At 66.4% G+C, this 17,364-nt stretch carries 18 protein-coding genes; 11 read left to right on the plus strand and 7 right to left on the minus strand.

Annotated features, from left to right (window positions below; all coding sequences use genetic code 11):
- Positions 1–28 precede the first annotated feature (28 nt).
- From pyrH to NNX37_RS14435, 4 genes are all read left to right on the plus strand, one after another.
- Positions 29–760 (plus strand): UMP kinase, encoded by a 732-nt coding sequence (gene pyrH / locus NNX37_RS14420; RefSeq protein WP_255793404.1) that lies wholly within the window; start codon positions 29–31, stop codon positions 758–760.
- 415 nt (positions 761–1,175) lie between these two features.
- Positions 1,176–1,733, plus strand: a complete 558-nt coding sequence (gene frr / locus NNX37_RS14425; protein WP_255793405.1) for a ribosome recycling factor — start codon at positions 1,176–1,178, stop codon at positions 1,731–1,733.
- 77 nt (positions 1,734–1,810) lie between these two features.
- Positions 1,811–2,698: a phosphatidate cytidylyltransferase gene (locus NNX37_RS14430; RefSeq protein WP_255793406.1), complete on the plus strand. Its 888-nt coding sequence runs from the start codon at positions 1,811–1,813 to the stop codon at positions 2,696–2,698.
- Positions 2,699–2,889: 191 nt separating this feature from the next.
- Positions 2,890–3,468: a DivIVA domain-containing protein gene (locus NNX37_RS14435; protein WP_255793407.1), complete on the plus strand. Its 579-nt coding sequence runs from the start codon at positions 2,890–2,892 to the stop codon at positions 3,466–3,468.
- Here NNX37_RS14435 and NNX37_RS14440 read toward each other — a convergent pair.
- The 4 genes from NNX37_RS14440 to NNX37_RS14455 are packed head-to-tail and all read right to left on the minus strand — an operon-like array spanning position 3,465 to position 7,348.
- Positions 3,465–4,982 carry a sodium/solute symporter gene (locus NNX37_RS14440; RefSeq protein ID WP_255793408.1) on the minus strand — a complete coding sequence of 506 codons (1,518 nt, stop codon included), beginning with the start codon at positions 4,980–4,982 and terminating at the stop codon, positions 3,465–3,467. The genes NNX37_RS14435 and NNX37_RS14440 overlap by 4 nt on opposite strands.
- Positions 4,983–5,009: 27 nt before the next feature.
- A complete protein-coding gene (locus tag NNX37_RS14445; protein WP_255793409.1) occupies positions 5,010–5,390 on the minus strand; it encodes a DUF485 domain-containing protein in 381 nt (126 codons plus the stop codon).
- Entirely contained in the window at positions 5,387–6,127 is a 741-nt protein-coding gene (locus NNX37_RS14450; protein ID WP_255793410.1) for a LytR/AlgR family response regulator transcription factor, read from the minus strand. Before NNX37_RS14450 ends, NNX37_RS14445 begins: the two co-directional genes overlap by 4 nt.
- Before the next feature lie 9 nt (positions 6,128–6,136).
- Entirely contained in the window at positions 6,137–7,348 is a 1,212-nt protein-coding gene (locus NNX37_RS14455; RefSeq protein WP_255793411.1) for a sensor histidine kinase, read from the minus strand.
- A gap of 235 nt (positions 7,349–7,583) precedes the next feature.
- Between NNX37_RS14455 and NNX37_RS14460 the strand changes: the two genes are divergently transcribed.
- Positions 7,584–7,955, plus strand: coding sequence for a DUF485 domain-containing protein (locus tag NNX37_RS14460; RefSeq protein WP_255793412.1), 372 nt, complete (start codon positions 7,584–7,586; stop codon positions 7,953–7,955).
- A 68-nt stretch (positions 7,956–8,023) separates the two neighbouring features.
- Positions 8,024–9,580, plus strand: coding sequence for a solute symporter family protein (locus NNX37_RS14465; RefSeq protein WP_255793557.1), 1,557 nt, complete (start codon positions 8,024–8,026; stop codon positions 9,578–9,580).
- Positions 9,581–9,612: 32 nt separating this feature from the next.
- Here NNX37_RS14465 and NNX37_RS14470 read toward each other — a convergent pair whose 3' ends face one another.
- Positions 9,613–10,152 (minus strand): Lrp/AsnC family transcriptional regulator, encoded by a 540-nt coding sequence (locus NNX37_RS14470; protein WP_255793413.1) that lies wholly within the window; start codon positions 10,150–10,152, stop codon positions 9,613–9,615.
- A gap of 173 nt (positions 10,153–10,325) precedes the next feature.
- On the opposite strand from NNX37_RS14470, the gene pdhA reads away from it, so the two are divergent.
- From pdhA to NNX37_RS14490, 4 genes are all read left to right on the plus strand, one after another.
- Entirely contained in the window at positions 10,326–11,456 is a 1,131-nt protein-coding gene (pdhA, locus tag NNX37_RS14475) for a pyruvate dehydrogenase (acetyl-transferring) E1 component subunit alpha (RefSeq protein ID WP_407079965.1), read from the plus strand.
- The gene (locus NNX37_RS14480) at positions 11,456–12,475 is read left to right on the plus strand and encodes an alpha-ketoacid dehydrogenase subunit beta (RefSeq protein ID WP_255793414.1); all 1,020 of its coding nucleotides are present in this window, start codon (positions 11,456–11,458) and stop codon (positions 12,473–12,475) included. The genes pdhA and NNX37_RS14480 overlap by 1 nt, the downstream gene beginning before the upstream one ends.
- Positions 12,475–13,845, plus strand: coding sequence for a dihydrolipoamide acetyltransferase family protein (locus NNX37_RS14485; protein WP_255793415.1), 1,371 nt, complete (start codon positions 12,475–12,477; stop codon positions 13,843–13,845). Before NNX37_RS14480 ends, NNX37_RS14485 begins: the two co-directional genes overlap by 1 nt.
- A gap of 137 nt (positions 13,846–13,982) precedes the next feature.
- Positions 13,983–14,378 (plus strand): hypothetical protein, encoded by a 396-nt coding sequence (locus NNX37_RS14490; protein ID WP_255793416.1) that lies wholly within the window; start codon positions 13,983–13,985, stop codon positions 14,376–14,378.
- A gap of 76 nt (positions 14,379–14,454) precedes the next feature.
- Here the strand turns inward: NNX37_RS14490 and NNX37_RS14495 are convergent, their stop codons facing one another.
- Both NNX37_RS14495 and NNX37_RS14500 read right to left on the minus strand, forming a co-directional pair.
- A complete protein-coding gene (locus tag NNX37_RS14495; protein ID WP_255793417.1) occupies positions 14,455–14,922 on the minus strand; it encodes a GNAT family N-acetyltransferase in 468 nt (155 codons plus the stop codon).
- A gap of 62 nt (positions 14,923–14,984) precedes the next feature.
- Positions 14,985–15,614 (minus strand): TetR/AcrR family transcriptional regulator, encoded by a 630-nt coding sequence (locus tag NNX37_RS14500; protein ID WP_255793418.1) that lies wholly within the window; start codon positions 15,612–15,614, stop codon positions 14,985–14,987.
- Between the two features lie 144 nt (positions 15,615–15,758).
- Here NNX37_RS14500 and NNX37_RS14505 point away from each other — a divergent pair, with 144 nt between their 5' ends.
- Complete coding sequence (locus NNX37_RS14505) at positions 15,759–17,363, plus strand: carboxyl transferase domain-containing protein (protein WP_255793419.1); 1,605 nt, start codon at positions 15,759–15,761, stop codon at positions 17,361–17,363.
- The last annotated feature ends 1 nt before the right edge of the window (position 17,364 follow it).

The raw sequence follows: 17,364 nt of genomic DNA on the forward strand, positions 1-17,364 counted from the left end.
GCACCAGCACCTATGCCCGGGAGGCACCATGGCCCACGTATTGAAAGAAACCGACTCTCCGCGACGACGCGTCCTGCTGAAGCTCTCAGGGGAGGTCTTCGGCGGCGGCAAGCTCGGAGTGGACCCCGAAACCGTGCGGGCAGTTGCCAAGCAGATCGCTGCGACAGTGGGCGAGGTCGAGGTGGCCATCGTCGTCGGCGGCGGGAATTTCTTCCGCGGCGCGGAGCTCTCCCAGAGCGGCATGGACCGCTCCCGCGCGGACTACATGGGAATGCTCGGCACCGTGATGAACTGCCTCGCCCTGCAGGATTTCCTGGAGCAGGCCGGAGTCGAAACCCGGGTGCAGAGCGCCATCACGATGGGACAGGTTGCTGAGGCGTATATCCCGCGGCGCGCCATCCGCCACCTGGAAAAGGGCCGCGTGGTCATCTTCGGTGCCGGTGCAGGCCTGCCCTACTTCTCGACCGACACGGTCGCTGCCCAGCGGGCGCTCGAGGTGCACGCAGACGAGGTGCTGATGGCCAAGAGCGGCGTGGACGGGGTCTACACCTCCGACCCCAACAAGGACTCCACCGCCGTGCGGCTGGAAACCCTGACCTACGACGACGCGCTGCGCCAGGACATCCGCGTTATGGACCAGACGGCCATGACCATGTGCAAGGACAATGACCTGAACATGGTGGTGTTCGGCATGGAGGGTGAAGGCAACGTCACCCGCGCCATCCGCGGCGAGAAGATCGGCACCATCGTTTCTAACTAACCGGTCCGCTGGGCGGTCCCTGCGGGACCTGGAACGGCGGCAACGAAATCCCCTCGGCCGCAGGCGGCCTCCGGGATTTAAAGCCGCCTTCCTCCAGGTCCTTCCGGGACCGGACCGCAGGCTCACGCACGTCGAAACGAATTACCTTGTTCTCCGCAGCGGGACGGTTGCCGTTCAACCTCCAACTCTGAGGTGGGGGCTCGGTGCAGGGAACCCGGACCCTTTTGCGCCGAAAGGGTTTCCCTACACCTCGCAGGCTCGGTGCAGGGAACCCGGACCCTTTTGCGCCGAAAGGGTTTCCCTACACCTCGCAGGCTCGGTGCAGGGAACCCGGACCCTTTTGGCTTAGGATGATATTAGAGTCCGGCCACATAGCGGGTAGCGCTGTGTGGACACTGTTTTATGAGGAGAGACCGTGATCGAAGACACCTTGAAAGAGGCCGCCGAAAAGATGGACAAGGCGGTGGAAGTTGCTAAGGAGGACTTCTCCTCCGTCCGTACGGGCCGCGCCAACCCGGCGCTGTTCAACCGGGTGCTGGTGGATTACTACGGTTCCCCGACACAGCTGCAGCAGCTGGCGTCCTTCGCCACCCCGGATGCCCGCACGCTGCTCATCACCCCTTACGATGTCAGCGCCCTGCGCGCCATCGAGCGGGCCCTGAGCGATTCCGAGGTAGGCGCAAATCCGTCCAACGACGGCAAGGTCATCCGGGTTATTATGCCCGAACTGACGCAGGACCGCCGTAAGGAATACGTCAAGATCGTCCGCGGCAAGGCCGAGGATGCCAAGGTTTCCGTCCGTAACATCCGCCGCAAGGCCAAGGACGGCATTGACCGCCTGGTCAAGGACAGCGAGGTGGGGGAGGACGACGGCGCCCGCGCTGAAAAGGATCTGGACGCCCTGACGAAGGCGCACACGGATTCCATCGACGAGCTCCTCAAGCGCAAGGAAGCCGAGCTTCTCGAGGTCTGATGAGTGACGCCCAGCCTCCAACCCAGGCTGGCGGTTCACCGTCCGTCGAGACTATTCCCGCAGCGAAGGCCAACGAAATGAGCGCAGCTGATTCCGGACAGGTCCGGGGCCGCGGCGCCCGGGAGCGCCGCGGTGCCGGGAAGCCTGCAAAGGTCTCGCGTGCCGGACGCAACCTGCCTGCTGCCATAGCCGTCGGCGTGATCCTGCTGGGGTCGCTGCTGCTCGGCCTGCTCTTTTTCCCGTTCGCCATTGTGATTATCGCGGTGGGTTTCGCCGCTGTCGGCGTGTGGGAAGTCAACCGCGCCCTCGAGGTCCGCGGAATGAAGGTTCCCCAGGTGCCCGTCCTGGTCGGATCCGTGGGGCTGCCGTTCGCGGCGTACTTCGGCGGCACGGAGGCGCTGGCCTTCGCCATGGTTGCGACGGCCGTGGCCATCCTGCTGTGGCGGAGCATCGACACAGCCGCCGAAGCGATCCAAAGCATCTTGGCCGGCATCTTCGTTGTCCTCTGGGTGCCGTTCCTGCTGAGCTTTGCACTGTTGCTGCTGCGCGAGCCGAACGGACAGGTCCAAGTGGCCGTACTGCTCCTGCTCGTGGTCTCCAATGACACCTTCGGCTATCTGGTTGGCGCCTTCTTCGGCAAGCACCCGATGGCCCCCAAGATCAGCCCGAAAAAGTCCTGGGAGGGCTTTGCCGGATCCGCTGCCGGGGCAGCAATCGTGGGTGTCGGAGCGGCGGTCCTGTTCCTGGACCAGCCCTGGTGGTTCGGCGTGGTGCTGGCAGTGGCGACCGTGGCCGCGGCAACCGCCGGCGACTTCTCCGAATCCATGGTGAAGCGGGAACTGGGCGTGAAGGATATGTCCAACCTGCTCCCGGGACACGGCGGAGTGATGGACCGGCTGGACTCGGTGGTCTTCGCGTCCCCTGTGGTGTTCCTGCTTTCGGTGCTGCTTTCCACCGTTTCGTAGCGGCGTCCGGAACCGGAACCGAACCGTAACGGTCCGGCAACGGCCGGTGCGCCGGAACACGAACCTCCGGTGCCGGCATCGTACGATGTTTCAGAGTTTTTCAGACGATGCCGGTAGGAGCCTTGGAAAAACACCGGGGTTCCGGCGGTAGCAGTTCCGCAAGGAAATGACCACAGAGGAACAATTTATTCATGGATGATGCGCGGCAGGCCAGTGCCCCTTTTGAGCGGGTGGGACGACGGGACTACGGCTACAACATCCGCCAGGTTGATGAGTTCCTGACCAGGGCCCGGGACTACTACAACTCGGACTCCACCTCCGCCCATCCGGTAACCAGCGCCGATGTCCGCTCCATGGCCTTCGACCCGGCGAAGGGTGGCTACGAACCGCAGGCGGTGGACGCCGCCCTGGACCGCCTGGAGGATGTTTTTGCCCAGCGGGAACGCGACCGCCTGATCGCGGACCGCGGCGAAGAGGCGTGGCTGCTGCAGATCGGACGGATGTCCGCGGTTCTGCGGGCCCGGCTGCACCGCAAACCGGGGGAGCGGTTCCGCCGCCCCGGAAAGAAGCGTGTCACCAGTTACAACATCGAGGACGTTGACGCCCTGTGCAACGAGCTCCTCGGCTACTTTGAACATGACCGCCCGCTCAGCGTTGACGTGGTGCGCCGAGCCGTCTTCCGTGAGGCCAAGGGCGAGCAGGGTTACGAGGAAAGCCAAGTGGATGCCTTCCTGGACCGCGTCGTCGAACTGATGGCCTCCATCGACTAAACGGGCTTACTGCCCCCGGATCCGGCACCCGCACCCGGTCGTGCCAGGTCCAGCGGCTCCGGCGTGTGTAGCCGGGCCAGGAACTTTGCCGCCCCGCCCGGCGCCGATCCGGCAGTCAGCCGGGACACCAGAACGGTCACCGCGAACGCGGCGGGAACGGTCCAGGCCGCAGGCTGCTCGATCCAGGCCGGGATTCCCGCACCGACCCGCGGCAGGACGGCCGCGGCAATCATCGCTCCGCCGCACAGCAGTGCACCGGTCAGCATTCCGGCTCCCGCCCCGGACGCCGTCAGCCGGCGCCACCAGATGCCCAGGACCAGCAGCGGGCAGAGGGTGGAGGCGGTGAATGCAAACACCGTGCCGATACTCCCGGCCAGCGCCGAGGACTCAGTCAGCAGTGCAATGGCCAGCGGCACGACGGCGGCCAGTACAGCGGAGACCCGGAACCCGGCAACGCTGCCGCGGAAGAATTCCTGGCTGATCACCCCCGCCAGAGACACCGTGAGCCCGCTGCTCGTGGAGAGGAAGGCGGCAAAGGCTCCCGCCGTGACCAGTGCCGCGAGCAGGTCCCCGGAGGCGCCGTCGAACACGCGGCCGGGCAGCAGCAGTACCGTGGCGTCCGAAGCGCCGCCGTCTGCCAGATCGGGGGCATAAATCCTGCCCAGTACGCCGTAGGTGATCGGGAAGATGTAGAAGAGCGAGAGCAGGCCCAGGACAATCAGCGTGGTCCGCCGGGCCGAGGCGCCGTCGGGATTGGTGTAGAAGCGCACCAGCACGTGCGGCAGGCCCAGCGTGCCGCAGAGCAGCGCGATGCTGAGGGAAATGTTGCGGTACAGCGGTGCGTGGGTTTCCGGGTTCAGGGCTTCCGTGAGCAGCTGGCCGCCGTCGGGGCCGGGAGGGCCGTCGCCGGCGAGGCGGAAGAGGATGAACAGCACCGGCACGGCAATCGCCGCCAGTTTCAGCCAGTACTGGAAAGCCTGGACAAAGGTGATGGAACGCATGCCGCCGGTCACCACGCTCAGGCAGACGACGCCGGTCACGACCAGGCAGCCGATCTCTGCGGGCAGCCCGGTGGTGATGCGCATGGTGAGGGCCGCTCCGTGCAGCTGCGGCACAATGTAGAGCCAGCCGATGGCGATCACCAGCAGGCTGGTCAGGCGCCGCACCGGGAGGGACTCCAGCCGGGCGTGCGCGAAATCCGGCACCGTATAGGCTCCGGACCGGCGCAGCGGCGCCGCGACGAAGAGCAGCAGCATCAGGTAGCCGGCCGTATAGCCGATGGGGAACCAGAGTGCGTCCACCCCGGAGGCGACAATCAGGCCGGCCACGCCCAGGAAGCTGGCCGCAGAGAGATACTCGCCGCCGATGGCCGAAGCATTCCACCAGGGTTTCACCGTCCGGGACGCCACGTAGAAGTCGCTGGTGGTCCGCGAAATCCGCAGCCCGTAAAAACCGATCAGCAGCGTGGCCGCGGAAACCAGTGCCAGCGCGGTGTATCCGATGCCGGGGCTCATGCCCGCGACCGCATCCCCGGTCACCGGCTACCGCCCGTCCACCAGGTCGCGGTAGCGGGTTTCGTTCCGCTGGGCACTGTGCACGTACAGCAGTCCGCAGCCGATGACCAGCGGATAGACACCGACGCCGAGCAGAATCCACGGCGCCGGAACGCCGAAGACGGTCAGCTCGGCAATCACCGGCAGGAAGGCAAGCAGCACCGGGACGCTGAGCAGGATCAGCAGGAAGCCGCCGCCCACCACCAGGGCCAGCCGGAGCTGGCTGCGGATCAGCGAACCGATAATCAGCTCGCCCACTTCGGACTGCTCGTCCAGTTCCCGGGAGACGGGGAACGGCGCTGCACCCGTGCCGGGAGCAGTGACCCGAACCCGCGGGGGTACCTGGCTGTGGAGCGGGTCGCCGGTCACGACGTCGGCCGGACCCGGCCGGCGTCAAGCGTTCCGCGGACAGCCGGCAGGTGCCGCCGGCTGACCGGAAGATCCACCTCGCCCAGCTGCACGCTTGCCCGCCCGCCGGTCAGCCGGACCTGGCGGATGTGGTTCCGGGCCACCAGATAGGAACGGTGGATGCGGACAAAACCGGCGCCGGCCCACTGCTCTTCCAGATCCGCCAGGGGAACCCGGATCAGGTAGCTGGCGTCGGCAGTGTGCAGCCGGGCATAGTCGCCCTGCGCCTGGACGTAGCGGATGTCGCCGCGGGGGATGATCCTCGTCGTCGCGCCCTGGACCACGGTCACGACGTCGGCGTCCTGGGGCTCGGCGTCGGCCGTGAGTTCACAGATGCGGCGCACCGATTCGGACAACCGCTCCGGCCGCACCGGCTTGAGCAGGTAGTCCAGGGCTGCCAGGTCAAAGGCCCGGAGCGCCTGGTCCTCATCCGCCGTCACGAAGACGACGGCGGGCGGCCGCTCCCGGCGGTTCAGGGCCTTGGCAATGTCGAGTCCCGAGAGGGCCGGCATGTGGATGTCCAGGAAGACGGCGTCGATGTTGCGGGTCTCGATCTCGTGCAGCGCCTGGGCGCCGTTGGCGGCACGGTGCACGGTGCCGATCCGGGCATCAAGGCCCAGCAGGTAGGCGAGTTCCTCGACAGCAGGAGCTTCGTCGTCGGCAACGACAACAGTGAGCGGCCGGAGAGGTTTACGCATGGAAAAAGATTACGCGCCCGTGGGGCTGTTTTCCGGCTGCGACTTGGGGACACGCATGGTGATCAAGGTGCCGGCGCCGGGAGCAGTGTCGATCACCAGCCCGTGGTTCGGCCCGTAGACCTGGCGCAGCCGCACATCGACGTTGCGCAGGCCCACATGGTCGCCGTCCGCATGCCCGGCCAGGACGGAGCGCAGGTGCTCGGGGTCCATACCCACCCCGTTGTCCTCGATCGTGATCACCGCGTCCGCACCGGCGTCGACGGCGGCAATGCTGATCCGCCCCTGCCCGTCCTTGGTTTCCAGGCCGTGCCGGACGGAATTCTCCACCAGGGGCTGCAGGGACAGGAACGGAATGACGGTGCCCAGGACCTCGGGGGCGATCTGCAGGGCCACCTTCAGCCGCTCCCCGAAGCGTGCCCGTTCCAGCAGGAGGTACCGGTCCACCGATTCCAGTTCCTGGGCGATGGTGGTGAAGTTGCCGTGGCGGCGGAACGAATAGCGGGTGAAGTCGGCGAACTCGACCACCAGCTCCCGGGCGCGTGCCGGGTCGGTGTTGATGTAGGACGCAATCGCGTTCAGGGAGTTGTAGATGAAGTGGGGGCTGATCTGCGCCCGGAGCGCCCGGACTTCGGCCTCCATCAGCTGCGCGCGGGAGGCATCCAATTCCGCCAGCTCCACCTGCGTGGCGAGCCAGGCAGCCACCTCATTGGCCGCACGGACCAGCCCGGCGCGGACCTCGGGGGCGAACACCGCCACCGTGCCGACGGTCTCGCCGTTGACCGGCAGGGGGCAGATCAACAGTTCGCAGCCGCACTCCTGCAGGCCCAATGCCCGCAGTGCGGCGCCGCGGAAGACCCGCGTCCGGCCGGATTCGAGCACCAGCGCTGCTGCGGACAACAGCCGTTCGCGGCGGAACGGCGTGTCATTGACCGTCCCGTCCCATGCCAGCACGGCGGAGGCATCGGTGATCACCAGGGTGTCGCAGTCCAGCAGATCACGCAGGTGGCGGCTGGCCTTGCGGGCGCCGGCCGGCGTCAGGCCGGCCCGCAGATGCGCCGAGGCGAGCGACGCCGTGTGCAGCGTGGCGTAGGTGGCCTGCTCGGCGTCGGACCCCAGGTCCCGCTGCGAGCGGCTGAGCCGGAAGCCGAGCGCACCCACCGCTGCGACGGTCAGGACGGCGACGGCGCAGATCAGGGCGATATCGACGGCGGGACTGAGCATGCACCCACCCTAGCTGCCCGGCCGCCGTCCCCGCCGTTCGACGCCGTTCGACGCCGTTCGGCGCCGTCGGGCACCGTTCACCGCAGAGAACCGACCGTTCACCGACGCCCGGGTGCGCCTGGCACCTCACGGCGGCCGACTGGGGGAAAGTGATAAGCGTCACAGCTTGCACAGCGTCGTGTCCTGACCTCCACAGGTGGATGCCGCGCGGCGGGCCCCACCTAGAGGAGGAACAATGGCTGAAGAGCAGCCGGTTTCACACGCTGCGCACCCGGAACAGGTGGACTTCCGGGACGTCCAGAGCTCGCCTGAGTTCCAGGAACTGCGCAAGCGCCAGCGCAGCTTTATTTTCCCCATGGCAGTGGTTTTCCTGGTCTGGTACTTCGCGTACGTCCTGCTGGCCGACTACGCCCACGAATTTATGTCGACTCCGGTGATCGGGAACATCAACATGGGCCTGATCCTCGGCCTGCTGCAGTTTGTGAGCACGTTCGGCATCACCATGTGGTACGTCAGCTACGCCAACCGCAAGATGGACCCCCTTGCGGCGGATCTCCGCCGTGACCTTGAGGCCCACGGAGTAAGCCGCCCGGAGGAGACGAAGTGAACAGCCTGCACATTTCCGCCGCCACTGATGTTACGGCCGAGTCCATTAAGGATACCGGCCTGCTCAACATGATCATTTTCGGTGTCTTCGTGGCAGTCACCCTCGTGGTGGTGCTCCGCGCGAGCCGCAACAACAAGACGGCGGCCGACTACTACGCCGCCGGCCGGTCCTTCACCGGGCCGCAGAACGGCACCGCCATTGCCGGCGACTACCTCTCCGCGGCGTCCTTCCTCGGCATTGTCGGGGCCATCGCCGTGAACGGCTATGACGGCTTCCTGTACTCCATTGGCTTCCTCGTTGCCTGGCTCGTCGCCCTGCTGCTGGTTGCTGAAATGCTCCGCAACACCGGCAAGTTCACCATGGCCGATGTGCTCTCCTTCCGGCTCAAGCAGCGTCCGGTCCGCATTGCGGCAGCCATCACCACCCTGGCGGTCTGCTTCTTCTACCTCCTGGCGCAGATGGCCGGCGCAGGTGGACTGGTCTCCCTGCTGATGGGTATCGACAGCAAGATCGGGCAGTCCCTGGTGATTACCGTCGTCGGCGCCCTGATGATCATTTATGTATTGATCGGCGGCATGAAGGGCACCACCTGGGTGCAGATCATCAAGGCCTTCCTGCTGATTGCAGGCGCGGCCATCATGACCGTCTGGGTCCTGGCCCTGCACAACTTCAACCTCTCGGACCTGCTGGGGGCAGCCGTCGAGACCACCGGCAATCCCGCCATCCTGGATCCGGGGCTGCAGTACGGCAAGTCGGACACCTCCAAGCTGGACTTCGTCTCCCTCGGACTGGCTTTGGTGCTGGGCACCGCCGCCCTGCCGCACGTGCTGATGCGTTTCTACACGGTTCCCACCGCCAAGGAAGCCCGCCGGTCCGTTGTCTGGGCCATCTGGCTGATCGGCATCTTCTACCTGTTCACCCTGGTCCTGGGCTACGGCGCCGCGGCACTGATCGGTTCCGAAGCCATCGCCAGCGCTCCCGGCGGAGTGAACTCGGCAGCACCGCTGCTCGCCTTCGCACTGGGCGGACCGGTGCTGCTGGGACTGATTTCCGCCGTCGCCTTCGCCACCATCCTCGCGGTGGTCGCAGGCCTGACCATCACGGCAGCGGCGTCCTTCGCCCACGACATCTACGCCAACGTCATCCGTAAGGGTGAGGTGGACGCAGACGGAGAAGTGAAGGTAGCCCGCACCACGGTGGTGGTGATCGGCATCATCTCGATCCTGGGCGGCATCGGCGCACAGGGGCAGAACGTGGCCTTCCTGGTGGCCCTCGCCTTCGCAGTGGCAGCCAGTGCCAACCTGCCCACGATCGTGTACTCGCTCTACTGGAGGAAGTTCTCCACACAGGGTGCACTGTGGAGCATGTACGGCGGCCTCGCGTCGGCAATCCTGCTCATTGCGTTCTCGCCGGTGGTTTCCGGTGCGGAAACCTCGATGATCTCCGGGGTGGACTTCCACTGGTTCCCGCTCAACAACCCGGGCATCGTGTCCATCCCGCTGGCCTTCTTCCTGGGCTGGCTGGGCACCGTGCTGGATAAGAACACCGAATCCGCCATCAAGCAGGCAGAGATGGAAGTCCGGTCCCTGACCGGCGTCGGCGCCGAAAAGGCCGTCGACCACTAAAGGGCAGCAGTCTCAGCCAAGGCAGGTTCCGCTCAGGCGGAGCCTGCCTTTGCTGTTGCCGGGGTCCGGTCCGGGCGCAAAGGGTCCGGCGACGACGGCGGGGGCAGCCCCGCACCCCGGCGCAGCAGGGGAGCGGCACGCAGGGGAATGAGTTCGCCCATGGCCAGGTTGGTGTCACAGCGCTCCACCCCCGCGATGGCGAGGATCTGCTTGTTGATACGGAACAGGTCTTCGGCGTCTGCAGCCACCACACGCAGCAGGATGTCGGCGTCTCCGGTGAGGCCGTGGGCTTCGACAACCTCGGGCAGCCCGGCCAGGTCTTCGGTGATCCGCGCCAGGCTCGGCTGGTGGACATGGACATGCACAAACGCCATCAGGGGGTAGCCCAGGGCGGCAGCGCTGATCCGGCGCTCGAACGGCAGAAAAGCCCCCTTGCGTTCCAGACCGGCCAGCCGCGCCTGAACCGTATTGCGGGAGAGGCCGAGTGCCGCGGCCAGGGCCACCGCCGTACGGGTGGAATCCTCCGCCAGGGCAAGCAGGAGGCGAAGGTCGGTGGCGTCGAGGGGCTGCATAGTGCGCAACGCTAGCACGGCGTTAGAACCGTTTATAGGGCAGGATGCTCGGTCTTTGGAGGAATGGTTGTGCCAAGTGTTAAGTGTGAGTAGGGTCACATGTACCCGGGCAATGGAGCCCGGAGTCGGCCCCGCCACCCCTGGGGCCCAAACACGGAAGGATGCGTATCCAAGTGTCCCTGCATACCCCGGTGCGGCACCCGGAAAACTCCGGCAGTTTCCCCACCGACCCGTACGTACAGCTCGTCACTCCCGACGGCATCCGCACCCCCGACCCCCTGTATGACCGCTGGATCGAGGACATCGACGGAGCCCGGCTGCAGGAGCTCTACATCGACATGGCTGTCATCCGCCGCATCGATACCGAAGCAACGGCCCTGCAGCGCCAGGGCGAGCTGGGGCTGTGGCCTCCGCTGCTCGGCCAGGAAGCCGCACAGATCGGCTCCGTGCGTTCCCTGCGTTCCTCCGACTTCGTTTTTCCCAGCTACCGGGAGAATGGCGTGGCCTACTGCCGCGGAGTGGAGCCCGGGGACCTGATGAAGGTCTGGCGCGGCAACGCCGGCGCCGGCTGGGACCCGTATCAGGTGAACATGGCACCCACCCAGGTCATTATCGGCGCCCAGGCCCTGCATGCCGCCGGGTACGCCATGGGCATCACCCGCGACGGTACCGACGACGCCGTGATCAGCTACTTCGGCGACGGCGCCACCAGCCAGGGCGATGTCAACGAGGCCATGGTGTTTGCCGCGAGCTTCAACTCCCCGGTGGTTTTCTTCTGCACGAACAACCAGTGGGCCATCTCCGAACCGGTGACCCTGCAGGCGCAGGTACCCATCGCCAACCGCGCCCCGGGCTTCGGCATTCCGTCCATCCGCGTGGACGGCAACGACGTACTTGCGGTCATGGCCGCCACCCGGGAGGCCCTGGACCGGGCCCGCTCCGGCAACGGACCGACCTTCATTGAAGCGGTCACCTACCGGATGGGTCCGCACACCACAGCCGATGACCCAACGCGCTACCGGGACTCCGCCGAACTGGAACGGTGGCGGTTAAAGGATCCGCTGACCCGGCTTCAGGCACTGCTGGTCTCCATGGATCTGTTCACCGAGGAGTTCGCCGCCGAAGCCGCCCGCCGCGCCGACGACGTGGCTGCCGAGCTGCGCGCCGCGTGCCTCGGGATGCCGGACCCGCTGCCTGCGGATGTTTTTGCCCATGTCTATTCCGAGCCCCACTCCTGGCTGGACCGCCAGCAGGAGCAGTACTCGCGCTATCTCAGCGGTTTCGCTGGCGAGGAGAACCGTTAATGACCAGCATGACTTTCGGGCGGGCAATCAATGCCGGCCTGCGCCGGGCGATGGAGCAGGATCCCCGCGTCCTCATTATGGGTGAGGACGTCGGCAAGCTCGGCGGCGTTTTCCGGATCACCGACGGACTCCAGAAGGACTTCGGTCCGCTGCGGGTGGTAGACACCCCGCTCGCCGAGTCCGGGATCATGGGCACAGCCGTGGGACTGGCGTTCCGCGGCTACCGCCCCGTAGTGGAAATCCAGTTCGACGGCTTCATCTACCCGGCATTCGACCAGATCGTGTCCCAGGTGGCGAAGATGCACTACCGGTCCCGCGGAACGGTGAAGCTGCCGCTGACCATCAGGGTGCCCTTCGGCGGCGGCATCGGTTCCCCTGAACACCACTCCGAATCGCCCGAGGCATACTTCACCCACACCTCGGGGCTGCGCGTGATCAGCGTGTCCAACCCGCAGGACGCCTACACCATGATCCAGCAGGCCATTGCCTCCGACGATCCGGTGCTCTACTTCGAACCGAAGCGCCGCTACCACGTCAAGGGCGAGGTGGACGAAGCAGCGGCACCGCAGCTTCCCATGGGCTCCGCGCGGGTGGTCAGCGAGGGGACCGACGTGACCCTGGTGGCGTACGGACCGCTGGTTCCCACCGCACGCGACGCCGCCGTGGCTGCCTCGGATGAAGGCGTGTCCGTGGAAGTCATTGACCTGCGCTCCCTGGCACCGATCGACTTCGCCACGGTGGAGGGCTCCGTGCGGAAGACCGGCCGGCTGGTGATCACGCATGAAGCTGCCCAGTCCGGCGGCGTGGGAGCCGAGATCGCCGCGAGCATCACCGAACGCTGCTTCGAGTACCTGGAGCATGCACCGGTCCGGGTGACCGGCTTCGACATCCCGTATCCGCCCGCCCGGCTGGAATCCCATCACCTGCCGGACCTCGACCGCATCCTTGACGGTGTCGACTGCGTGCTGGACCGGCCCAGTTCCCTGGCCGGCGTCGTTTCCGGATCGGCGGCGAGCTGATGCTGCGCGAATTCCGCCTCCCGGACCTGGGGGAGGGGCTCACCGAGTCCGAGATCCTGAACTGGCACGTCAGCGTGGGGGACATCGTTGAGTTGAACCAGGTGATCGCCGATGTGGAGACCGCCAAGGCCGTGGTTGAACTGCCGTCGCCGTACGCCGGCATCGTGGCGCAGCTGCACGAACCGGCGGGGACCGTGGTGGAGGTCGGTTCTCCGATTGTGTCGTTCGAGGTCGCGGTGCCGGCCGGCGCAGACACGGGTGCGCCCGAGGCAGGCGCCGGACCCGTGTCTGCGAAACGGGAGCCGACTCTGGTGGGCTACGGAGCGGTACCCGACTCCGGGGGACGCCCGGCCCGGCGGCGCCGCGGGCAGGCTCCCGCTGCGGATCCCGTCCCTGCCTCGGTCCCTGCTGTCGTGCCTGCAGATTCCGCACCTGCAGCGACGCCTGCACCCACGCCTGCACCGGTGCATGAACGTCCGCGGTCCACTCCGCCGGTCCGCAAGCTGGCCCGGGATATGGGAGTGGATCTCACCCAGGTGCAGGGATCCGGTCCGGGCGGGCTCGTGGTGCGTACCGACGTCGTCCGTGCTGCTTCACCGGCCGCCGAAACGATGCAAACGTCCGCACCTGACGCCGCCGCTGCCGCGCCTGCCCCGCCGCCACCTGCGGGACGGGAGGAGCGGACAGCGATCTCCGGCATGCGGAAGCATACTGCCGCCGCCATGGTGGCCAGCGCGTTCACGGCTCCCCATGCCACGGTGTTCCTTACCGTGGATGTCACTCCCACCATGGAACTCCTGAAACGGCTCCGGCAGCAGCCGGCCTTCGAGGGCCTGAAGCTGTCCCCGCTGACGCTGGCAGCCAAGGCAGTGTGCCTGGGGCTGCGGCGCTTCCCGTCGCTGAATTCGCGGTGGGATGAGTCGGCGCGGGAAATCGTCCGCTACAACTATGTGAACCTCGGCATCGCGGCGGCGACCCCGCGCGGGCTGATGGTTCCCAATATCAAGGACGCCCAGACGCTGAGCCTGCACGGCCTCGCCGCGGCCGTGACGGCGCTGGCACAGACCGCGCGGGACGGGAAAACGCCGCCGGCAGACCTGACCGGCGGAACCATCTCCATCTCCAACGTGGGGGTGTTCGGCGTCGACGCCGGGACGCCCATTCTGAATCCGGGAGAAGCGGGCATCCTGGCGCTGGGAGCGGTTCGGCGGCAGCCCTGGGAGTACGAGGGGGCCATCGCCCTTCGCTCGGTTATGACGCTGAGCCTCTCCTTCGACCACCGGCTGGTGGACGGCGAGCAGGGGGCCGGGTTCCTGAGTGACGTGGGAGCGGTCCTGGCCGATCCCGCGCTGGCGCTGGCCATGGCCTAAACCGCCGTGCTCCTTGGGGAAGGCCGACTTACGCCCGTCTTCCCCGGGAGCAGTCAGGCCGGTCCCCGAAACAACGCTCCGATAACGAAATCCCGGCAGCGGTTCACCGGCCCGGGCGGACTGTTAGCGTCGTGCGCATGAGAAAACGACATTTGCCAACCGTCGCTGCAGCCCTCGTCTCGGGTGTCCTTCTGGCCGGCTGTACGGGTCAGGACCAACAGACCCAGCAGGAGCCGGCAGCATCCGGGGAAGCCAGTGCAACTGCCGCTCCTGTTTCCGGCACCTACACGGGGACGCAGACCTTCGACCTGGGCACTCCGCCGGCGGAAGCAACGGAGATCGCCGTGGAGATCACCTGCCTTGATGCGGGCACCCTTACCCTGCCCAGCGGTGCGGAAGTCACGTGCCGGGATTCCACCGAGCGGATGACGACAGGCATCTGGTCGTTTCCGCTGGTCCCGGGACAGCACACCGTTGAGGTTCAGGCGAGCGAGCCAGCCATCAGCTACGAAGTGAAAATCGCCTACGCATAGTCAGTTGCCGCTGCCGCCCCGGAGAAATCCGGGGCGGCTCTTAGCGTGCTGCGGCCGGGACCGGCAGCACGCAGCCCTAGCGAAGTTCGAGCTCGAGTTCCTTCACCACGGCACCGCGGGCATTGGCAAAGCCCTGCGTTTCGCCGATGACCGTAAAGCCGTACTTTTCCAGGATGCGGATGGAACTGACGTTGTCCGCCACTGCCCGGGCGCGGATCGGCCGTTCGGCGAACTCCTCCAGGAACAAGCCCACCGCCGCGGTGGTAATGCCCTGCCCCCAGCGTGCCTTATCGATCCAGTAGCTGATCTCGGGGATGTCGCCGTCCCGGTACGCCAGAATGCTGCCTGCCACCTCGCCGTCGGCCACAATGGTGCGCACCGTGACGGTCGGATCATTGAGGATGCTCTGCCAGTGATGGTCGAAGACGCCGCGGTCTGCTGGATTCTTGGCGCTGAACGCGGCCATATGGTTGGCGCTCGGGTCCAGCTGGTGGGAGAAGAACTCCTCCAGGTCGGCGGGAACTACGGCACGAAGCTCAATCACGGCAGGTCTTTCTGCTCGGGGGTGGAGTTCGGCCCGCCGGAAGGAACCGGCGGGCAGATAAGTTACTGGGCGTTCAAGGCCGCCCACGCCATTCTATCGAGCAGCGTACGCAGCCTTGCCGTTTCACGGGCGCTGATGCGGCCATGGATGGTATGGGACGTGGAATTGATCAGGCCGAAGACCCCCTGCGCCCGGTGGCGCAGCAACGGAAGGTCGGAAGCGGAATGCAGGGCGGAAAGTGCATCCACCCAGACCTCCACATACTGCCGCTGCAGGGAGCGTACCCGCCGCTCGTCGGTTTCGGGCAGGCTGCCCAGATCCCGGTCCTGGACCCGGATCACGTCCGCCTGCCGAAGTGCGAAGTCAACCTGGAATTCGACCAGGCCGCGGAGGGCTTTTTCCGGTGTCGCGGACTCGGCAACCACGGCCTTTCCGCCCTCCAGCAGGTCCTCGCTGACTCCGATCAACAGGGCGGACAGCACTGCCGGTTTGCCGCTGAAGTGCCGGTAGACCGCCGGTCCGCTGACCCCCGCTGCCGCGCCCAGCTCCTCAATGGAAACCCCGTTGTAGCCGCGCTCGGCAAACAGGGCCGCAGCGGCGTCGAGCATTACGGCCCTACGCGAAGCCTTCGCCTGGCTGCGTCCCGTCATCCGCACCGTTTCCGGAGCTGTTTCGTTTTTTGCTACGTCCATTCCCACCCTCCCGATTGGACTGCGCATATATATTCCCATTGTGGTGGACAGGTGAGTTAATAACCAATAACCTGACTTGGGTTAGGGGTTATTAACCCAGCTTAGTACGGGGTTATCCCTCGCTGCTGCTGCAGAAAGACGTCAATGGAGACACTGAAATCCGGGCTGGACACAGCCTCGGCCGCCTTTGCACAAAATACGGCTGCCCAGCAGGCGCTGGCACAGGAGCTGCGCGGACGGCTCGCGGAGGCCGCCGTGGGCGGACCGCTGCGCTCCCGCGAGCGGCATACCGCCCGCGGAAAGCTGCTGCCCCGGGAACGGGTTGACCGGCTCCTGGACGAGGGCAGCCCGTTCCTCGAGGTGGCGCCGCTGGCCGCAGCGGACATGTACGACGGCGAGTGCCCCGGAGCGGGGCTGATCGCCGGCATCGGCCTGGTGCAGGGCCGGCAGGTGATGATCCTGTCCAATGACGCCACGGTCAAGGGCGGCACCTACTACCCGATGACCGTCAAAAAGCACCTGCGGGCACAGGAAATAGCACTGGAAAACCGGCTGCCGTGCATTTACCTGGTGGACTCCGGCGGAGCTTTCCTGCCCCGGCAGGACGAGGTTTTTCCCGACCGGGAGCATTTCGGCAGGATTTTCTTCAACCAGGCGCAAATGTCCGCGCGGAAAATTCCGCAGATCGCCGCCGTCCTGGGTTCCTGCACCGCCGGCGGCGCCTATGTCCCGGCCATGAGCGATGAAACGGTCATAGTGCGCAACCAGGGCACGATCTTCTTGGGCGGTCCGCCGCTGGTGAAGGCCGCCATCGGAGAGATCGTGACGGCGGAGGAGCTGGGCGGCGGAGACGTGCATTCGCGCACCAGCGGCGTCACCGACCACCTGGCCGAAAACGATGCCCATGCCCTGGAAATAGTGCGCAGCATCGTGGAGACCTTTCCGCAGCAGGAACCGGTATGGGACATTGCGGAGTCCAGGCCGCCCGCCGAGGATCCGGCGGAAATCTACGGCGTGGTCCCCACCGATCTGCAGACGCCCTACGACGTCCGCGAACTCATCGCCCGCCTGGTGGATGCCAGCGAGTTCCATGAGTTCAAGAAGGAGTACGGCGCCACCCTGGTCACCGGCTTTGCGCGGCTGCACGGCCACCGGATCGGCATCGTCGCCAACAACGGCGTGCTGTTCAGCGAATCCGCGCTCAAGGGCGCGCACTTCATTGAACTGTGCGACCAGCGCGGCATCCCGCTGGTCTTCCTGCAGAACATCTCCGGGTTCATGGTGGGCCGGGACTACGAGGCCGGCGGCATTGCGAAGAACGGCGCCAAGATGGTGACCGCGGTGGCCACCTGCCGGGTACCCAAACTCACCGTCGTGGTGGGCGGGTCCTTCGGTGCCGGCAATTACTCCATGTGCGGCCGGGCGTACTCGCCGCGCTTTATGTGGATGTGGCCGGCGGCCCGGATCTCGGTGATGGGCGGCGCCCAGGCATCCTCGGTGCTGGCCACGGTGAAGCGGGACCAGCTCGAGGGCCGCGGCGAGCAGTGGCCTGCCGAGGACGAGGAAGCCTTTAAGACGCCCATCCGGGAAACCTACGAAACCCAGGGCAGCCCCTACTACTCGACGGCCCGGCTCTGGGACGACGGCATCATCGACCCCCTCGATACCCGCACCGTCCTGGGCCTGGCCCTGGACGTCTGCGCCAACGCACCCCTGCCGGAGACCTCCTTCGGCCTGTTCCGGATGTGAG

The organism is Arthrobacter zhaoxinii, assembly GCF_024385505.1.
GTDB lineage: Bacteria > Actinomycetota > Actinomycetes > Actinomycetales > Micrococcaceae > Arthrobacter_B > Arthrobacter_B zhaoxinii.

Coding starts and splice junctions, on each gene's coding strand:
- pyrH (WP_255793404.1), top strand. CDS start 29: ATGGCCCACGTATTGAAAGAAACCGACTCTCCGCGACGACGCGTCCTG.
- NNX37_RS14430 (WP_255793406.1), top strand. CDS start 1,811: ATGAGCGCAGCTGATTCCGGACAGGTCCGGGGCCGCGGCGCCCGGGAG.
- NNX37_RS14435 (WP_255793407.1), top strand. CDS start 2,890: ATGGATGATGCGCGGCAGGCCAGTGCCCCTTTTGAGCGGGTGGGACGA.
- NNX37_RS14440 (WP_255793408.1), bottom strand. CDS start 4,982: ATGAGCCCCGGCATCGGATACACCGCGCTGGCACTGGTTTCCGCGGCC.
- NNX37_RS14450 (WP_255793410.1), bottom strand. CDS start 6,127: ATGCGTAAACCTCTCCGGCCGCTCACTGTTGTCGTTGCCGACGACGAA.
- NNX37_RS14455 (WP_255793411.1), bottom strand. CDS start 7,348: ATGCTCAGTCCCGCCGTCGATATCGCCCTGATCTGCGCCGTCGCCGTC.
- NNX37_RS14460 (WP_255793412.1), top strand. CDS start 7,584: ATGGCTGAAGAGCAGCCGGTTTCACACGCTGCGCACCCGGAACAGGTG.
- NNX37_RS14465 (WP_255793557.1), top strand. CDS start 8,024: ATGATCATTTTCGGTGTCTTCGTGGCAGTCACCCTCGTGGTGGTGCTC.
- NNX37_RS14470 (WP_255793413.1), bottom strand. CDS start 10,152: ATGCAGCCCCTCGACGCCACCGACCTTCGCCTCCTGCTTGCCCTGGCG.
- NNX37_RS14480 (WP_255793414.1), top strand. CDS start 11,456: ATGACCAGCATGACTTTCGGGCGGGCAATCAATGCCGGCCTGCGCCGG.
- NNX37_RS14485 (WP_255793415.1), top strand. CDS start 12,475: ATGCTGCGCGAATTCCGCCTCCCGGACCTGGGGGAGGGGCTCACCGAG.
- NNX37_RS14490 (WP_255793416.1), top strand. CDS start 13,983: ATGAGAAAACGACATTTGCCAACCGTCGCTGCAGCCCTCGTCTCGGGT.
- NNX37_RS14500 (WP_255793418.1), bottom strand. CDS start 15,614: ATGGACGTAGCAAAAAACGAAACAGCTCCGGAAACGGTGCGGATGACG.
- NNX37_RS14505 (WP_255793419.1), top strand. CDS start 15,759: ATGGAGACACTGAAATCCGGGCTGGACACAGCCTCGGCCGCCTTTGCA.